Genomic DNA, 17,313 nt, shown 5'->3' with positions numbered 1-17,313 from the left:
AGATATAAACCTTAATTTGAGTTACAAATATGTATTTTTGACAAAAAATTGAAGAGCATGTTGATAATAGGAATAGCCGGAGGCACTGGTTGTGGAAAAACCACGGTAGTAAATCAGATCATTGACGAACTGCCGGATGGAGAAGTAGGCGTAATATCGCAAGACTCCTACTATAACGACCTATCGGACCTATCATTGGAAGAACGGAGAAAGACCAATTTCGATCACCCGCAGTCTATTGACTTTACCTTACTTGAAGAACATTTAAAACTATTAAAATCGGGGCATTCCATCCATCAACCGGTATATTCGTTTTTGGAGTGTAACCGTACGGAAAAAACGGTATTGGTGCACCCGACCAAGGTGTTGATCGTTGAGGGGATTCTTATCTTGACCAATTCCCTACTCAGAAAAATGATGGACATTAAGATCTTCGTACATGCGGATTCCGATGAACGACTGATACGCAGATTGAAGAGGGATGTAAACGAACGCGGATGGAACTTGGACGAAACCCTTGAAAAATACCAATCGAACATCAAGCCCATGCACCTGCAATTTATAGAACCGAGCAAAGAATACGCCGATATCATCATTCCCAACAATAAGTACAACACGGTCGCCGTCGATATTGTACGGACCATCATCAACGAAAAACTGGCCTAAAAATGGGATTAAAAGATTTGAGACAAAAAAAATGGTTCGGCCTATTGACCAATATGTACGTATTGGTACTTACCGTTTTTGTAATATGGATGGTCTTTTTCGATACGAACTCCCTTCTTATCCATCTTGAATTGAAAAAGGAAATCAAGAAACTTGAAAAGCAACAAGAATTCCTAAGGCAGGAAATCGCCAATGACAAAAGGATACTTGAAAGGCTATCCGATCCAGATGAGCTTGAAAAGTTTGCCCGAGAGCAATATTTCCTCAAAAAAAAGAATGAAGAAATCTATTTGATAGAATACGAAGACAGCCTCGACCTGAAGAAAAAGGAGTAAATACCAATCCCAGACTTGTGTGATCAGTCGAAATGTTGATAACTATTTCCTGTATGTTCTGGTAGTGAATTTCGGACGAAAAAGAAGAGCCAAGGTTAACAAAACATCAAATATAGACATTCGACAAGGGAAGAACCTCAACAAACATTACCCATTAATTATCAATAAGTTAAATACATATACATAATTGTAAAACTTCTTGGTTCGGCCATTTTTTTCCGTCGCCGCTTTACCATATCACTTGATACGATCGTAAAAAATATTCGCTTCATTTCGTTTCTACGAGGCGAAAAATAGGCCGATGCATTAACGAACTTTAACGAAAAACGGGGCAATTATTCACGCGCTGTTAACAAAATGGTTTCAATAGCATTGTAAATAATCGTATTTTTACTCCCTAACTTAGACTGAAAATGGGCAAGATTATTGCTATTGCGAATCAAAAGGGAGGAGTGGGTAAAACCACTACAACAGTTAATTTGGCGGCTTCCTTAGGTGTTTTGGAAAAGAAAGTGTTGCTAATAGATGCCGACCCACAGGCGAATGCCACATCGGGTTTGGGTATAGATGTTGAAAGTGTAGAGTTTGGCACATACCAACTTCTCGAGCACACTATGAGCGCCCAAGAAGCCATTATTAAAACCGACTCCCCTAATCTAGACCTTATTCCCGCACACATTGACTTGGTGGCCATTGAAATCGAATTGGTAGACAAGGATGAACGGGAGTATATGATGAAGAAGGCCATATCCCACTTAAGGGACAGCTACGATTATGTATTGATCGATTGTGCCCCTTCCCTAGGTTTACTTACCCTAAATGCATTGACTGCGGCAGATGCGGTCATCATTCCTATTCAATGCGAATATTTTGCTTTGGAAGGACTTGGAAAACTCTTGAACACCATAAAAAGTGTACAAAAGATCCACAACCCCAACTTGGACATCGAAGGTATGTTATTGACCATGTTCGATTCAAGGCTGAGACTCTCTAACCAAGTGGTAGAGGAAGTCCGTAAACATTTTGCCGATATGGTTTTCGATACCATCATACAGCGTAATGTACGCCTGAGCGAGGCACCTAGTTATGGGGAAAGCATTATAAAATATGACGCGAGTAGCAAGGGGGCGACCAATTATTTGAACCTGGCCCATGAAATCGTCAAGAAAAACAAAGAAATAGCTTAATGGCGAAAGCAACCAAAAAACAAGCACTGGGTCGCGGTCTGTCCGCACTTCTAAAAGATCCAGAAAATGATATTCAATCGGCAACTGACAAGAATGCGGACAAGGTAGTCGGCAACATTGTTGAGCTCGATGTCGAGGCCATTGAAATGAACCCTTTTCAGCCGCGTTCAAATTTCAATGACGAAGCCCTTAAGGAATTGGCATCGTCTATACGGCAACTTGGGGTAATACAACCCATTACCGTTAGAAAGCTAGAGTTCAACAAGTACCAGCTTGTTTCGGGTGAACGAAGGTACCGGGCATCACGCTTGGTCGGCCTTACCACAATACCGGCCTACATACGTATTGCCAACGACCAAGAGTCCCTTGAAATGGCCCTGGTCGAGAATATTCAACGCCAAGACCTTGACCCGATTGAAATTGCGCTTTCATACCAACGCCTGATCGACGAAATTCAACTCACCCAAGAGCAATTGAGCGACAGGGTGGGCAAAAAACGCTCGACCATTACCAATTACATGCGGCTTTTACGCCTTGACCCTATTATTCAAACCGGAATGCGAGACGGTTTCTTAAGTATGGGCCACGGACGCGCCTTGGTCAACATTGAAAAGAAGGCGGATCAAATAGCGCTTTACGAAAAAATCATAGGCCAAAACCTATCGGTCCGTGAGACCGAACGCGCCGTAAAGGCCTACCATGAAGGCGGAACATCTGAAAAACCAAAACCAAAGAATACTAAAATACCTGAATTTGCCGAAGGCAATATCAAAAAATTTACTGACCACCTTTCCGTTAAAGTCGCTATTTCCGCATCGGAGAAAGGCAACGGAAAAATAACCATTCCATTCCATTCAAAGGAAGAGTTTCAACGAATCAAAAAATTGATCTTAGGTGAGTAAATCCCTTTTAACACTTGTTTTTATTGCTTTTTTGTCCTTTGCCGTCAGTGCCCAAGAAGAAACGCCCGCCAATACAGAGGTAGACTCCCTTCAATCGGACTTAAAAGAACAAGGCATCGTCGTGGTCGACACCCTGAAAAAGAAAAGAGTAAAAATCAATCCGCTCGCCCCGAGCAAGGCGGCTTTCTATTCCGCCGTTATTCCGGGCTTAGGACAAGTTTACAACAAACGTTATTGGAAAGTCCCCATCGTTTACGGTGCCATTGGGGCAGCTGTATACGGCTACACTTGGAACAACAATCAATACCAACGCGTACGGACCGCTTTTAAAAGACGGCAAGCCGGCTTTACCGACGACGAACTCTTCGACCCTCAAAACACAGGGAGCACTACCCCCGCCTTTGGTCTGGACGACCTGCAGAACGAACAGGAAAGATACCAGAGAGATCGTGATTTATTATTGCTCGTATCCATTGCCCTATATGCCTTAAATATTGTAGATGCCAATGTAGACGCGCACCTAAAACAATTTAATATCGATGACGACTTAAGTTTCGATATGCAACCCTTTTTAGATTTAGATCCCGTAACCAATAATCCCAATTACGGTATGGCACTTATTATTAAATTTTAAAATTCTAAATTTAAACCAGTTACATCTTATTAACCTAACAAGAACACAAAGTGAAAATAGCACTATTCGGATACGGAAAAATGGGAAAAATGATCGAACAGATCGCCCTTAACAGAAATCATACCATCGTTGCCAAAGTTGATGTCGACACCGTAGATATCGATTTTTCGGAAATGGATGTGGCCATTGATTTCAGTATGCCCTCGGCCGCTTATGGCAACATCACCAAATGTTTTGAACACGGCGTACCCGTTATCTGTGGAACCACAGGTTGGCTAGACAAATACGATGAGGCCGTGGCTTTATGCAAAGCTAAAAACGGGGCCTTTATCTACGCTTCGAACTTCAGCTTAGGCGTAAACGTCTTCTTTGAACTCAACCGTTACTTGGCCACCATGATGAAAAACCTAGACCAATACAAAGTGTCGATGGAAGAAATCCATCATACCCAAAAACTTGACGAACCCAGTGGTACGGCAATTACCTTGGCAGAAGGCATAATAGACAATACCGAATACAAGGGCTGGAAATTGGAGGAAGCCGGCGATATGGAAATTCCGATCACTTCCAAAAGAGTGGGCGCCACACCCGGCACCCATAGCATTGATTACAGCAGTACGGTCGATTCCATCGAAATCAAACATACCGCCCATAATCGCGAAGGCTTTGCCCTTGGTGCGGTAACCGCTGCGGAATGGATTGTTGGAAAAACCGGTATTTTTACCATGAAAGACGTGCTCAACCTTGAATAACAACAGGGGGACCAAAAATTAATTACGCTTATTTAGCTTAAAAAAACTTACTGTTCATTACTTTACATCGATTTTGATCGAGTATAGAACTAATAAAACAAACAAATGGACGCAATACAATGGTTACTTTTTATTCTGATCGTTCAGATCATCCATTTTGCAGGAACTTGGAAACTATATGTAAAAGCAGGTAGAAAGGCATGGGAGGCGGCAATACCGGTCTACAATGCCATTGTTCTAATGCAAATTATCAATCGTCCGAAGTGGTGGACCGTACTTTTGTTCATCCCCATTATCAACCTATTGATGTTTCCAATAGTTTGGATCGAAACGATCCGAAGTTTCGGTCGCAATAGCACGGCCGATACTTGGTTGGTGATTCTAACTCTTGGGTTTTATATCTATTACGTCAACTACGCCCTAGATGTAAAATACATCGAAAACCGTAACCTTCACCCCCAGACCGCTACCGGCGAATGGGTAAGTTCCATTGCCTTCGCCATAATTGCGGCTACCTTGGTCCATACCTATTTCATTCAGCCCTACGTGATCCCGACACCTTCATTGGAACGTACTTTGCGGGTAGGAGACCTTTTGTTCGTCAGCAAGTTCCATTATGGGGCCCGAACCCCAATGACCACCGTAGCAGCGCCCATGGTACACGATACACTGCCCCTACTCCATGTAAAATCATACCTCGACAAACCCCAGCTTCCCTATTTTAGGATTCCGGGTTTTACCAAGGTCGACCGAAACGATATTGTTGTCTTCAGCTGGCCTGCGGATACGGTACGCCAATTTTTCAAAAAGGAAAAAGGGGTCAGAAAGCCTATCGATAAAAAGTCGAATTACGTCAAACGCTGTGTGGGCATCCCTGGCGATTCACTCGCCGTTATAGACGGATACGTCTACATCAACGGTAAGCAACTGCAGCTTTCCGATAGGGCCAAGCCTCAGTATGACTATGCCCTCTACTCTAGCAAAGGGGTTTCCTCTAAGCTTCTGGAAAAAGTAGATGCTACCGGTTACGACCGAAAGTATATCATCAACTCACTGAACCAACAACAACTGAATGCCATTCAAAAATATGTTAGAGGCTACAGACAAAGAAATGATGGTAAACTAGAAGTCTACACCAAATATACAGGCATCCCCCAGTCGGTGGCACGTAAAAACGCCATTTCAATGGTGGAGGAAACCGCCCTGAAACGTATCGTTCCCCTGACCGATGAAATGGTCGAAGTTTTGAAAAAAGAATCTAGCCTTGATTCCATCGTAAGAATCGTTGAAGCGAAAGGGGTTGCCGGAGGGAACATTTTCCCACAGAGTCCCGACTATCCTTGGAACTACGATCAAATGGGCCCGATTTACATTCCCGAAAAAGGAGCAACGGTGTCCTTGAACCTCAAAACCTTACCTCTTTATAAAAAAATTATAAGGGACTACGAAGGCAACACCCTTAACGTTTCAGGAAACCAAATCATTATAAACGGACAGGCAACCGACAAGTACACCTTTAAACAAGATTACTATTGGATGATGGGTGATAACCGCGATCACTCGGAAGACAGTAGGGCCTGGGGCTATGTGCCTGAAAACCACATTGTGGGTACTCCTATATTTATATGGCTGAGCGTTGACAACTTTAACGATGGCATTCTTAACTGGAAACCTAGATGGGACCGTATTTTTACAACGGTAAACGGTGAAGGCGAACCCGTTTCTTATTTCAAATATTTCCTAATAGCATTGGTCGCTTATTTTGTAGGAAGTTGGTTATGGAATAAAAAGAAGGCCAAAGCTTGATTTTTAACACCTTTTCAAAAAAATAGGCTTGCGATGATTTCTTTTAAGAATGCTTTCGACCATGTTTTACGGCACACACCGGATTTCGGAAACGAAACGGTAGCGCTCACGCACAGTACTGGAAGAATTCTTGACGAGGATGTTAGGGCCGACAGGGATTTTCCCCCGTTCCACCGATCGACCAAAGATGGCATTGCCCTTGCATTTTCAGCTGTTGAAAGAGGTGAAAATCGATTCAAGCTCGAAGGGGTTCTTAGCGCAGGTATGCCACAAAAAACCCTCTCTTCAGACCATAATTGCCTCGAAATCATGACGGGGGCCGTACTTCCAAAAGGGGCGGACACCATCGTAATGTACGAGGAAATAGAAATCCATGACGGATGGGCCACCCTCACCAAAACACCGAAAAAAGGACAAAACATACACCGACAGGGTAGCGATGAGCAAGAAGGTGCCATCCTATTAAAAAAAGGAAGCCTTATTTCCGCAGCCGTAATCGGAGTGTTGGCCTCGGTAGGAAAGACAGAGGTGTCGGTTAAAAAACTTCCGGAAATCTGTGTTGTTTCTACAGGAAACGAACTTGTGGAAGTAAACGAAAAGCCCCTTCCCCATCAAATTCGAAAATCGAACGTTCTATCATTGGCATCAGCCCTTGAAAAGGTAGGAATTACACCTAGCCTCCTTCATTTGGCCGATGAAAAAAACAGTATAGAAACCAAACTGGCCGAGGCTCTTTTGACGCATGACATTCTTATGCTCAGCGGAGGGGTTTCAAAAGGAAAATTCGACTTTATCCCCGAGGCACTTGAAGCTTTGGGCGTAGAGAAAATATTTCATCGTGTTGCCCAACGCCCCGGAAAACCGTTTTGGTTCGGAATCCAAAAGGAAAAACAAAAAATTGTCTTCTCCTTCCCCGGCAATCCCGTTTCAACTTTTGCCAACTATCACGTGTATTTCTTGCCCTGGCTCAATAAATGCTTGACGCTAGAGCCCCAAAGGCAAACCGTTGTCTTAGAGGCTCCCTTGGATCCCCACCCTTCCCTCACCTTGTTCGTTCAGGTGACCGTAAAATGGGATCAAGGACAAACCTTGGCCCGCCCCATTAAAGGCAATGGCTCAGGTGATTTGGTAAGCTTGGCCCAAGCGGACGGGTTCGTTTGCGTACCGGTAGGTGATAAAGAAATAGCCAAGGGAAGTGTATTGGACTTCTTTCAGGCCTCATAAATTAACTCCCCTCGTTTTCGGCATACCCACAAGCTTAAAAGCTTAAGGTTTAAAGGGGGTGCTTCTCATGATACCCGACCATTAATTCAACGATCTTGCCATAACTCTTAATCCCGTCTTTTTGTTGGTTGGCCTTTAAGAAGGTATTAAAGACCGACTTGAATATAGGTTCGAAGGGGTTTACGTATTTTAAACTATGCTCATAGAGTTCCCGGTAGTTTTCTTGAACCCCAAAATTCAATTTGGCGTAAAGCTCTTGGAACAGGGCTTCGTCAGAACGCCTTACAGCACTCAAACAGTGGCTCAGGGCATAAGCGGAAGCCGAATATTGAAAATAGGTATCATCATTCCTTAGGGTAACCAGATACCCGATAAAATTGGTTTCATTCTCCTTACTATACCCCACTTGATGTCCTACTTCATGCGCACTGACCACCGGAAACCGAAACAAGGGAGTAGTCGCATTTACCTGGGCTTCATTGGTAAACGGATTTAAATAGCCCCCGATACCCATATAACTGGCAAGCGTACTGAACATAGATGCCTTTAGACTGCTATGCCGATATTCCAAAAAAGGATATTCTAGTTCCAATTGCCGATAACCCTCAACGGTCTTATCAAAAATCTCCTCACGACTATAAGGCACTTCCACTCGTTTTGTACTGTCAGCTGTTAGTTCGAATTGAAGTTGATTTGTCCTTAAAATCAATCGTTCGGCCAGGTCGACCACTTCTGAGGTTTGTACGCTGTCACGTATGGCAAAGTTTTCGGCAATGGGCTTTCGGTAATAGTTCAGGCCCCAGACCAGATTAAAGGTGAAATAAAACACCGACAGTACCACGACTACGTTCCTTAGAAACAAGAGGGGGCGTTTCTTTATTTTTAATCGGTTCTTGTAAAGGTAGCGCAGCCCAAGAACAATGAGCAAGGCATAGAGTATTTCGCCTATTGAAAAGGGAAGCCACCCAAAGAGTATGCGAAAAAATTGACTTATGGGCGGATAAATACCATTGCTGTAATAGGCCTCGACCAAATCAGGCCTCCCTCCCAACCATGCAACTAAAAGAATCTGCGGAAGTAAACTTAAAGCTATTCCGTTTTTTAATTTATCCTTCAAAAATTCAAATTAAAGATTACCAAAGCCATTTTTGTGCCGACACATTTTTACCGAACTACCAAATAGGCACTTTATCGCTCGTCAAGCATCAAAATTAACCAATTATCGCCCATACCAATTTTTGACTATGTATTTTTGCAAAAAAATAACAACGTATGAACGAAGCTATAAGAGAATTGATCCCCAAATCGGTCTGGAACAAGTTTGCCGACCTAAATGCGGTACCACGCCCCTCTAAAAAGGAAGAGCGCGTAATCGATTTTATGATCAATTTCGGAACATCGCTAAATCTCGAAACCATTAAGGACGAAGTCGGTAACGTAATCATCAGAAAACCTGCCAGTAAGGGAATGGAAGACCGAATGACCATCACCTTACAATCCCACCTAGACATGGTGCACCAAAAAAACAATGATACCGAGTTCGATTTCGACAGACAAGGTATTGAAATGTTCGTTGATGAAGACTGGGTCAAGGCCAAGGGAACCACCCTCGGTGCCGATAATGGCATGGGGGTAGCCGCTATAATGGCCCTATTGGAAAGTACCGATATCGCCCATCCACCGCTAGAGGCACTTTTTACCATAGATGAGGAAACAGGCATGACCGGGGCTACGGGACTTAAAGGAGGGATATTACAAGGGAAAATCTTATTGAACCTCGACACTGAAGAAGACGATGAGCTCGATATAGGATGTGCCGGAGGAATAGACATTACAGCAACCCGACAATACAGCGAAAAACCGGTACCACGCGCCAGTGTTGCCTATAAAATTACGGTCAACGGGCTTCAAGGTGGCCACAGTGGTATTGAAATACACAAGGGTCTGGGCAATGCCAATAAAATCATGAACCGCGTACTGTATACCGTTGGAAACAAGTACATGCTACGTATTTCAGAAATTGACGGGGGCAGCCTAAGAAACGCCATTCCACGAGAAAGCGTATCCACCATAGTACTCTTAAAAAAGCAAAGTGAAGCTTTTGAAGCAACTATAGAAGAATTGGCAGAGATCATAAAGAAAGAATTGAATGCCATAGAACCCAACCTAAATATCGCCATAGAACCCACAAAATTACCAAAGACGGTAATGGGACTCGGTTCTCAAGAACGGCTCTTACAAGGTATCTACGCAGCCCACAACGGGGTCTACGCCATGAGTGCCACCATACCAGGCCTTGTTGAGACCTCAAACAACGTGGCCCGCGTTTTGGTCAAGGACGGAGAGGTTAAAATCGGATGTTTGACACGGTCTTCCGTCGATTCGGCCAAGATGGACCTAGCCAATGCCCTTAAGTCTACCTTTGAGCTCGCCAAGTGCGATGTTGAATTGAGCGGCACCTACCCGGGATGGACCCCGAACCCCAATTCAAAAATATTAAAAGTGGCCGAAAACAAATACACGGCCTTGTTCAATGAAAAGCCAAAAGTGGCCGCATGCCATGCGGGACTGGAATGTGGAATCTTAGGCCAAAATTATCCCGACATGGATATGATCAGTTTTGGACCTACCATTCTTGGTGCCCATTCACCGGATGAACGCGTTAGTATTTCATCGGTCCAGAAATTCTGGAAATTCTTACTGAGCATTTTGGAAGAGACTCCAAAAGCATAAACAAAAAAAGGGGCCTGTCGTCTGACAAGCCCCTTTTTACTATATATCGACCATAATTAAACTTTCTGTAAATCGGATACTTCTTCCGCCTTCGGATTTGGACCATATTGGTTATCACCCTTTTCACTATCCGTACAGGCTAAAATCAAATTGTAAATAGGTACTAGGATAAACCACCCGCTCTTACCCACATCATGCATACGACGTATAGCCACAGCAATACTGGGAATCAAAACACCAAAGGCATAGATCATATACAGGAAGCCAAGTGCAGGTATCTCAAGAAGACCGGCTAAAATTAACAGCCCGTATGAGATAAGCGTATTAAACAAAAAGAACATCCAATACTCCTTTCTTCGCGCACGACCTCCAAAGCCAGCGTAGTTTTGTAAAACTTTTAAATACCAATTCATAGGTTATAAGATTAAGGGTTTATAAATGCTACAAACGGAGATCTATGCGAAGTATTATGATTTTTAGACGAACTGCACATAAAACACAAAAAAACGTGGTAGTTAGTACAAAAAACAGGGACAAGGTGCCTAAGCCCCTTGTCCCTGAACCACTAAAGACGATAAACAACTATAGCTTTAAGAATAGGACCTTACCCTTTTGAACCCGCAGGTATAAATCAACAAGGAAGCCCTTCTTACTATGCTTTGATTCAATCCGCGCCCTTTTAAAATTTAGGGTTTTTCGCCAATATTTCGGCACGGACCATACGTCCTGATTGGGTAAGCTGGCTTTCAGACCAACCACCTTGACCGCTCGCCCCTGGTGTAAGTGCAGCCGAGCTTTCCTCTTTATCGGCTATAGACCAATTACACCAAGAAATAGAATTGTCGTCTAAAAACTTCCACCATTGCTCTACCGATTCAACATCGATATAACCATTGCCCGTATATTCGGTTACACCGTACTCGGTTACGAACAAGGGTATATTATTGTCTATGGCTACCTGTGCCGCATTGCGCAAATCTTCTTTATGGGAAGAAGCATAGTAATGTAAGGTATACATCACATTGGGATCATTAAGTTCGTTCCCTACCACTTCGTCTACAGCTTGAGACCAGTTTCGCGTTCCACATACCACTATATTGTCAGGGTCGTACTTTCTGATTTCAGCCACTACCGCTTCATGGTATGGTTTTAATACCTGTGTCCAGGAAACCCCCAAAGGCTCATTATAGGTTTCATAAATAATATTCGGATGCGATCCGTATTTCTCGGCCACTTCGGCAAAAAATCGTTTGGCCTCGTCAAGATGGTCTTCGGCATGATGGCTATGCCAATCGACCAAGACATAGATACCTTCTTCTATGGCCGCATCTATCACTTCAAATACCTTTGCTTTTTCCTTATCTGGATTAGATAGATAACCATCTGAGTCCTCAACTCCCATAGAGGCGCGTACAATGCTAACGTTCCAATCATCCTTGAGCCATTTCACGGCCTCCTTGGTGTAGAATTGGCCCATCCACTGGCTCCAGAACAAAGACATACCCCTCAATTGTACTTTTTCACCATCTTGGTTTACCATATATTTTCCATCTACACTAAGCTGCCCGTATTCGGCTACCACCGTGTTTTTTGAAGTATCGTCCCCGTCATGGCAATCATCGGTTTCTTCAGAAGATACATCCTCCGCCTTGACCGTAACATCGTCTTCTACCAAGACCTCCTCGGTATCCGGATTCGGATCACATCCTACCAAAACCATACATACCACAGCACAAATTAATTTAATCATTTTCATAAATTCTACTTTTTAAATTATTAGGTTAAGTTCATATTACTAAAGACCAAGATGTTACCTTACAACTAGCCTTTAATACCACAATAGTTGTACGTATATACTTATGTTTTTGGACTTTCAAAGCATAAAAAAACCCGCATAAAGCGGGTTTTTAACTTTTCTTTAAAACAGCTTATTCAGCTATACCGGTGATTTCCAGGTCAAACACTAAATTCGAATTCGGTGGGATCGGCCCTGCGCCTTGCTCCCCATAACCTAAGTGTGAGGGAATGAAAATTCTGACCTTGTCTCCAATCTTCATATTTAAAAGTCCTTCTTTAAATCCAGGAATAAGGGCGGCATCAGGACTGTATTCCATAGGTATCGGCTCGTAGCCTCCTCCTTGTTTCCTTCTCTCATCGAATTGGTTGTACTTTGTAGCCACTTCTTCATAATTGCTATCGAAAAGAGTTCCATCTTCCAAGAAACCGGCGTAGCGAACCAATACCTGTTGCCCAGTTCTAGGTGTATCTCCCTCTCCTTCTTTGGTTCTCATAATTTTGAGACCACTGGCCAATTCTTCAGCCTCGGCCTTTTGCTTTTCGAGTTCGGCCTTGAATTCACTTTTCATTTTATTAAAGGCGGCGATCAGTGCTTCCTCTTCCGCAAAATAATCGGTCATGACCTTAACGGCATCGAATTTTTTGGCCTCTTTACCATTTCTCACAATTTCCACACTGGTCATAATCACGTCTTCCAAAGGTCGGTCTTGGGTCATTCGGTCTTGGGAAGTTTCAACATTAGCAATAGAATCCACAACATCCAAACCTTCTATCACATGACCGAATACGGTATGTCTACCGTTTAAAAAAGGAGTTTCCTTATGGGTAATAAAAAACTGACTCCCATTGGTTTTAGGTCCGGAATTGGCCATGGACAATATCCCTTTTCTATCATGTACCAAAGAATCGTTAAACTCATCCTTGAACTTATAGCCAGGATTTCCCCTTCCGGTACCCGTCGGATCGCCCCCTTGAATCATAAAGTCTTTGATTACCCTATGAAATATGATGCTATCATAAAATTTCTTTCCTTTTAGGCTATCGGTAACGAAGGGGTTTTTTCCTTCGGCCAAGGAAACGAAGTTTGCCACGGTAACCGGTGTCTTTTTATACTCCAATTTTACGATAATATCACCTTTAGTGGTATGTATATCGGCAAAAAGACCATCGCCCAATTCGGCATATTGACTTTTACAACTGGCTAGCAATACGGCTAGGGTAATCAAGTAATAGAATTTTCTCATGTTTTAATTCTTTGTTTATAATTTCTTTTGTGATTAAATATTTATGGGGATTACTCGGCCGCTTCTTGATCTTCCTTTTTTTCGATTTTCATTACCGAAACGGTTGCCCTGACCGGCACGTTGATTCCGATCCTATCGTTATCGCCATGATAACCGTATGCCAAGGACGATGGAAACAAAAATGTAGCGGTCTCGCCCTCTTTCAGCATTTTAACGCTGTTTCGCAAGCCCGGAAACAACTCTTGTTTATCTACTTTATACTTTAAGGTACCTATATCGTCCATACTATAAATGGTATCGTTGTTGAAACCGACCAAGTTATAGCCCATCACCACCAAATCGTCGGTTTGGGGCGTATATTCGGCGGTATCGTTCTTAACGTCATAATAGAACCACGAGCCACTGGCGCTATGGGCATATTCGTGTACCGTATCGCGTTCGATAATTTCTTGGATCATCTTTTCTTCTTTGGCCAAAAGCTCTTTGCTCCGTTTTACCGATTGCTTAAAGAAACTGCCCGACTTTACCTCTACAGGTCTTCGGGCTTCGGGGCCTCCACAACCGACCAATACGATTAAAAATAATATACTTACGATTCTCATGCCGTCAATTGCTCTTTATAGTTCACCAACAAAGACTCAAAAAACAAGGTGGTCTCCTTAAGGCTTCTGTCACTTTTCCCCCCTGCCGCATTATTATGTCCACCTCCTTCAAAATGGGCCCTGGCAAACTCGTTTACCGAGAAATCGCCGATAGAGCGAAAAGATATCTTTACAATGCCTTCTTCTTTGTTTTCAATAAAAATAACCGCAAATATAATACCTTCAAGTGTAAGTCCGTAATTCACAAAACCCTCGGTATCGCCTTTTTGGTATTCATGGGCGTCAAGTTCTTCTTGACTTAGGGTAATATATGCGGTTCTGTACTGATCCAAAATCACCATATTCTTCAAGGCACACCCCAAAAGATGGAGTCTCCCCGGTGTATTGGTATCGTATACCCTATGGTGTATCTGTGTGTTTTCTGCGCCCTTGTCTATTAAATCGGCCACTATACGATGGGTTCTTCCCGTAGTCGACCTAAATTTAAAAGAACCAGTATCGGTCATGATTCCCGTGTACAGGCAATTGGCAATTTCAAGGCTGATCTTATCCACGTCACCCATAAACTCAATGAAGTTATAGACCATTTCACAGGTTGAACTCATTGAAACATCGGAATACATGATTTCGGCATAATCCGAAGGAGCCTGATGGTGGTCTATCATAACGAAAGGCACCGCCAAGTCTTCCAAAACCGACTGCATCTGCCCTATTCGGCCCAAATGATTAAAATCTAATGTAAAAACTACGGTAGCCTCGGCTATTTTCTCCTTCGCCTGGCTATTTTCCCTTTCAAAATTCAAGATGTTCTCGTTTCCAGGCATCCATTTTAAAAACTTTGGGTAATCATTGGGCGCGATAACAACGGCCTCTTGCCCCCTATCGACCAAGTAATGCCATAGGGCCAAAGTTGAACCAATGGCATCACCATCGGGATTTTTATGCGGTACGATTACGATTTTTTGCGGTTGGGAAAGTAGTTGCTTAACCGCTTTTATAGACTCCAAATTCATGCTTGTAAATATACAATTTAATAACGTAGTCCTTTTAAGACAATCGCTTATTTTTGTGCTAACGTACAAAACGAAACCATGAGCCACAAGTACATTGCCCTTTGCTTGATTTTTATAACCCTTGGTTGTAAACCACAAAGCCACACCTCAAAAGACACGCCCACAACCTATTTGGATAGCACCGTTACGGCCGATTTTACTTTGGCCTTCGGCTCTTGCAACAAGCAGGACGAAACCAATTTTCTCTGGGACGACATCCTAAAAACCCAACCTGATGTATGGGTCTGGGGCGGAGATAATATTTATGCGGATACCGACAACATGCAACGGTTAAGAGCCATGTACGACCAACAGAATGCCATAGAAGGCTACAAGAAACTAAAGGAAAACACTACCGTTATAGGTACTTGGGACGATCATGATTACGGACTTAACGACGGCGGTGTAGACTTTCACAAAAAGAAGGAAAGCCAACAAGAATTTTTAGACTTTATGGGCGTTGAAAAAAATGATCCCAGAAGAACACAGGAAGGCGTTTATACTTCACACACCTATAAAACCCCTCAAGGAAGTATAAAAGTAATCGTACTCGACACCCGATATTTTAGAACAGCATTAACGCCAGACACCAAGACCAAGAAACGCACCAAACCGAACGCCTATGGTGATGGCACGGTTTTGGGCGAGCGCCAATTGACATGGCTTTCCAATGAGCTTTACGATTCGACAGCCGATTTCAACGTTCTGGTAAGCAGCATACAAATACTATCGAACGAACACGGCTTTGAGACCTGGGGCAACTTCCCCCATGAGGTCGACCAACTTAAAAAACTCATCGCAGATTCTAAGGCCAAAGGAGTTATGATCCTCTCCGGAGATCGACATATTTCGGAATTTTCCAAAACGGAAATTGAAGGCCTGCCCTACCCCCTTATCGATTTTACGAGTAGTGGACTTACACATTCGTATACCCGATTCAAGAACGAGTCCAATCCGTTTAGGGTCGGAAAAGTCGTCTCCACAAAGAGTTTCGGCCTCATCCGATTTAACTTTAAAACCAAGGAAACACACATGCAAATGCTCGGTGACGGCCTAAAACTATTGGGAGAACTACATCAAGTCTATTAAAAGTTGCCTGTTGATGAATAAAACGTATTTTTGCAAAAAATTTTTAAAATGACAACGAACAGAACTTTTACGATGATTAAACCCGATGCGGTTGAAAATGGCCATATTGGCGCTATTTTGGAAAAAATAAGTTCCGCTGGCTTCAAAATCGTCGCCATGAAATATACGCAATTGAGCATACGTGATGCCCAAGAGTTCTATTCAATCCACAAAGAGCGTCCGTTCTTTGGCGAATTGGTAGAGTTTATGACCCGAGGCCCTATCGTTGCGGCCATTTTAGAAAAAGACAATGCCGTTGAAGATTTCCGTGCATTGATCGGTGCTACCAACCCAGCCGAAGCTGCCGAAGGTACTATCAGAAAATTGTTCGCTACCGATATCGCAGAAAATGCCGTACACGGTTCCGATAGCGATGAAAATGCTGCTATAGAAGGTTCGTTTCATTTTTCAGGAAGGGAAATCTACTAAAAAACCGAACACTTCTTATCGATATAAGGCCCGGAAGCATCAATTCTTTGATGTTTACGGGCCTTTATCGTAATACGAGTTTCTTTACCAAGTTTTTGCCCAAGTCTTCATTGAGCATGGTTACGATTTTAGATTTGCCCAAACTCAGCTCTTCACGAAGAACCGACGAAGATAGCGCCACAAAAAGGGTGTCTCCCCGTAGTTCAATGTCGGTGGTATAATTATTCACGCCGTTACCCATAAGTTTACGCCAGGCCTCTCGGGCATCTACCTTGTCCATACCCTTCTGCAAGCGGTTTTCCTTTATAAATTCTTGCAAAGCCTCGCTCATGTTCAGGTTCTCGTTTCTTCTCTTTGCCATCTTTTATTGAATTGAAATAGGTTCAAATCGTTTGTAATCGTAGCGGATACCCTCTGGATTGACTACCGAAAAGGCATCATCGTCTAGTTCGGTCAATAGCTCCGACCACTCACTAAGTTCGGTCTTGTATTGAATCGAAAGCCCCTTCTCTTCTTCGACAACGGTAAAGCTTTCGGCATCATCGGAAGTTTCGAAAGTACCGTTCAATTTTGGGTGTACTTTTTTCCTAAACCCTTTCCGGTCTTCGATCTTGATATAATCTACACTGGTATTCACCTTATACTCCTTGGTGTTTCCGTCAGCAAAAGTTACCCGGGTAATTTCCCAATAGCCGTTAAGCTTGCCCAAATCATCTACCGACACCCTGGAAGAGCATCCTAAAAACAAAAAAATACATCCTATTAAAAAAAATCGTTTCATCTCTATGCTATCAATATTTACAACTTACCCATAACCCTAAC

At 43.0% G+C, this 17,313-nt stretch carries 19 protein-coding genes; 11 read left to right on the top strand and 8 right to left on the bottom strand.

The genetic code is table 11. The features are described from left to right. Positions 1–57 precede the first annotated feature (57 nt). The 8 genes from udk (at position 58) to ZOBGAL_RS17430 (ending at position 7,506) form a co-directional block, all read left to right on the top strand. Positions 58–666, top strand: a complete 609-nt coding sequence (gene udk / locus ZOBGAL_RS17465) for a uridine kinase (protein ID WP_013995042.1) — start codon at positions 58–60, stop codon at positions 664–666. 2 nt (positions 667–668) lie between these two features. Further along, positions 669–1,001: an FtsB family cell division protein gene (locus ZOBGAL_RS17460; protein ID WP_013995041.1), complete on the top strand. Its 333-nt coding sequence runs from the start codon at positions 669–671 to the stop codon at positions 999–1,001. A 413-nt stretch (positions 1,002–1,414) separates the two neighbouring features. Further along, positions 1,415–2,188, top strand: a complete 774-nt coding sequence (locus tag ZOBGAL_RS17455; protein WP_013995040.1) for a ParA family protein — start codon at positions 1,415–1,417, stop codon at positions 2,186–2,188. Beyond that, positions 2,188–3,090 (top strand): ParB/RepB/Spo0J family partition protein, encoded by a 903-nt coding sequence (locus ZOBGAL_RS17450; RefSeq protein ID WP_013995039.1) that lies wholly within the window; start codon positions 2,188–2,190, stop codon positions 3,088–3,090. Before ZOBGAL_RS17455 ends, ZOBGAL_RS17450 begins: the two co-directional genes overlap by 1 nt. Then, positions 3,083–3,724 (top strand): DUF5683 domain-containing protein, encoded by a 642-nt coding sequence (locus ZOBGAL_RS17445; RefSeq protein WP_013995038.1) that lies wholly within the window; start codon positions 3,083–3,085, stop codon positions 3,722–3,724. The genes ZOBGAL_RS17450 and ZOBGAL_RS17445 overlap by 8 nt, the downstream gene beginning before the upstream one ends. A 50-nt stretch (positions 3,725–3,774) precedes the next feature. Beyond that, on the top strand, positions 3,775–4,476 hold the full coding sequence (gene dapB, locus ZOBGAL_RS17440) for a 4-hydroxy-tetrahydrodipicolinate reductase (RefSeq protein ID WP_013995037.1): 702 nt from the start codon (positions 3,775–3,777) through the stop codon (positions 4,474–4,476). A 105-nt stretch (positions 4,477–4,581) separates the two neighbouring features. Next, positions 4,582–6,282 (top strand): signal peptidase I, encoded by a 1,701-nt coding sequence (gene lepB / locus ZOBGAL_RS17435; protein WP_013995036.1) that lies wholly within the window; start codon positions 4,582–4,584, stop codon positions 6,280–6,282. Positions 6,283–6,315: 33 nt separating this feature from the next. Further along, positions 6,316–7,506 (top strand): molybdopterin molybdotransferase MoeA, encoded by a 1,191-nt coding sequence (locus ZOBGAL_RS17430; protein WP_013995035.1) that lies wholly within the window; start codon positions 6,316–6,318, stop codon positions 7,504–7,506. A 49-nt stretch (positions 7,507–7,555) separates the two neighbouring features. On the opposite strand, the gene ZOBGAL_RS17425 is transcribed toward ZOBGAL_RS17430, so the two are convergent. Further along, positions 7,556–8,623: a DUF3810 domain-containing protein gene (locus ZOBGAL_RS17425; protein ID WP_013995034.1), complete on the bottom strand. Its 1,068-nt coding sequence runs from the start codon at positions 8,621–8,623 to the stop codon at positions 7,556–7,558. A 155-nt stretch (positions 8,624–8,778) separates the two neighbouring features. Here ZOBGAL_RS17425 and ZOBGAL_RS17420 point away from each other — a divergent pair, with 155 nt between their 5' ends. Further along, entirely contained in the window at positions 8,779–10,239 is a 1,461-nt protein-coding gene (locus ZOBGAL_RS17420; RefSeq protein WP_013995033.1) for an aminoacyl-histidine dipeptidase, read from the top strand. A gap of 56 nt (positions 10,240–10,295) precedes the next feature. Here ZOBGAL_RS17420 and ZOBGAL_RS17415 read toward each other — a convergent pair whose 3' ends face one another. From ZOBGAL_RS17415 to ZOBGAL_RS17395, 5 genes are all read right to left on the bottom strand, one after another. Continuing rightward, positions 10,296–10,652, bottom strand: coding sequence for a DUF805 domain-containing protein (locus ZOBGAL_RS17415; RefSeq protein WP_013995032.1), 357 nt, complete (start codon positions 10,650–10,652; stop codon positions 10,296–10,298). A 266-nt stretch (positions 10,653–10,918) separates the two neighbouring features. Next, positions 10,919–11,995, bottom strand: a complete 1,077-nt coding sequence (locus tag ZOBGAL_RS17410; RefSeq protein ID WP_013995031.1) for a glycoside hydrolase family 5 protein — start codon at positions 11,993–11,995, stop codon at positions 10,919–10,921. Between the two features lie 172 nt (positions 11,996–12,167). Further along, positions 12,168–13,280, bottom strand: a complete 1,113-nt coding sequence (locus ZOBGAL_RS17405; RefSeq protein ID WP_013995030.1) for a peptidylprolyl isomerase — start codon at positions 13,278–13,280, stop codon at positions 12,168–12,170. Positions 13,281–13,330: 50 nt separating this feature from the next. Then, on the bottom strand, positions 13,331–13,882 hold the full coding sequence (gene gldI, locus ZOBGAL_RS17400; protein ID WP_013995029.1) for a gliding motility-associated peptidyl-prolyl isomerase GldI: 552 nt from the start codon (positions 13,880–13,882) through the stop codon (positions 13,331–13,333). Further along, entirely contained in the window at positions 13,879–14,895 is a 1,017-nt protein-coding gene (locus ZOBGAL_RS17395; protein WP_013995028.1) for a DHH family phosphoesterase, read from the bottom strand. The genes gldI and ZOBGAL_RS17395 overlap by 4 nt, the downstream gene beginning before the upstream one ends. Before the next feature lie 78 nt (positions 14,896–14,973). Between ZOBGAL_RS17395 and ZOBGAL_RS17390 the strand changes: the two genes are divergently transcribed. Beyond that, positions 14,974–16,023 (top strand): alkaline phosphatase D family protein, encoded by a 1,050-nt coding sequence (locus ZOBGAL_RS17390; RefSeq protein WP_013995027.1) that lies wholly within the window; start codon positions 14,974–14,976, stop codon positions 16,021–16,023. 48 nt (positions 16,024–16,071) lie between these two features. Beyond that, positions 16,072–16,491, top strand: a complete 420-nt coding sequence (locus ZOBGAL_RS17385; protein WP_013995026.1) for a nucleoside-diphosphate kinase — start codon at positions 16,072–16,074, stop codon at positions 16,489–16,491. Between the two features lie 64 nt (positions 16,492–16,555). Here the strand turns inward: ZOBGAL_RS17385 and ZOBGAL_RS17380 are convergent, their stop codons facing one another. Continuing rightward, on the bottom strand, positions 16,556–16,852 hold the full coding sequence (locus tag ZOBGAL_RS17380; RefSeq protein WP_013995025.1) for a DUF721 domain-containing protein: 297 nt from the start codon (positions 16,850–16,852) through the stop codon (positions 16,556–16,558). 3 nt (positions 16,853–16,855) lie between these two features. Then, the gene (locus ZOBGAL_RS17375) at positions 16,856–17,272 is read right to left on the bottom strand and encodes a hypothetical protein (protein WP_013995024.1); all 417 of its coding nucleotides are present in this window, start codon (positions 17,270–17,272) and stop codon (positions 16,856–16,858) included. Positions 17,273–17,313 lie beyond the last annotated feature (41 nt).

The organism is Zobellia galactanivorans, assembly GCF_000973105.1.
Taxonomy (GTDB): domain Bacteria; phylum Bacteroidota; class Bacteroidia; order Flavobacteriales; family Flavobacteriaceae; genus Zobellia; species Zobellia galactanivorans.
This window is presented reverse-complemented; position numbering and strand designations above follow the sequence as displayed.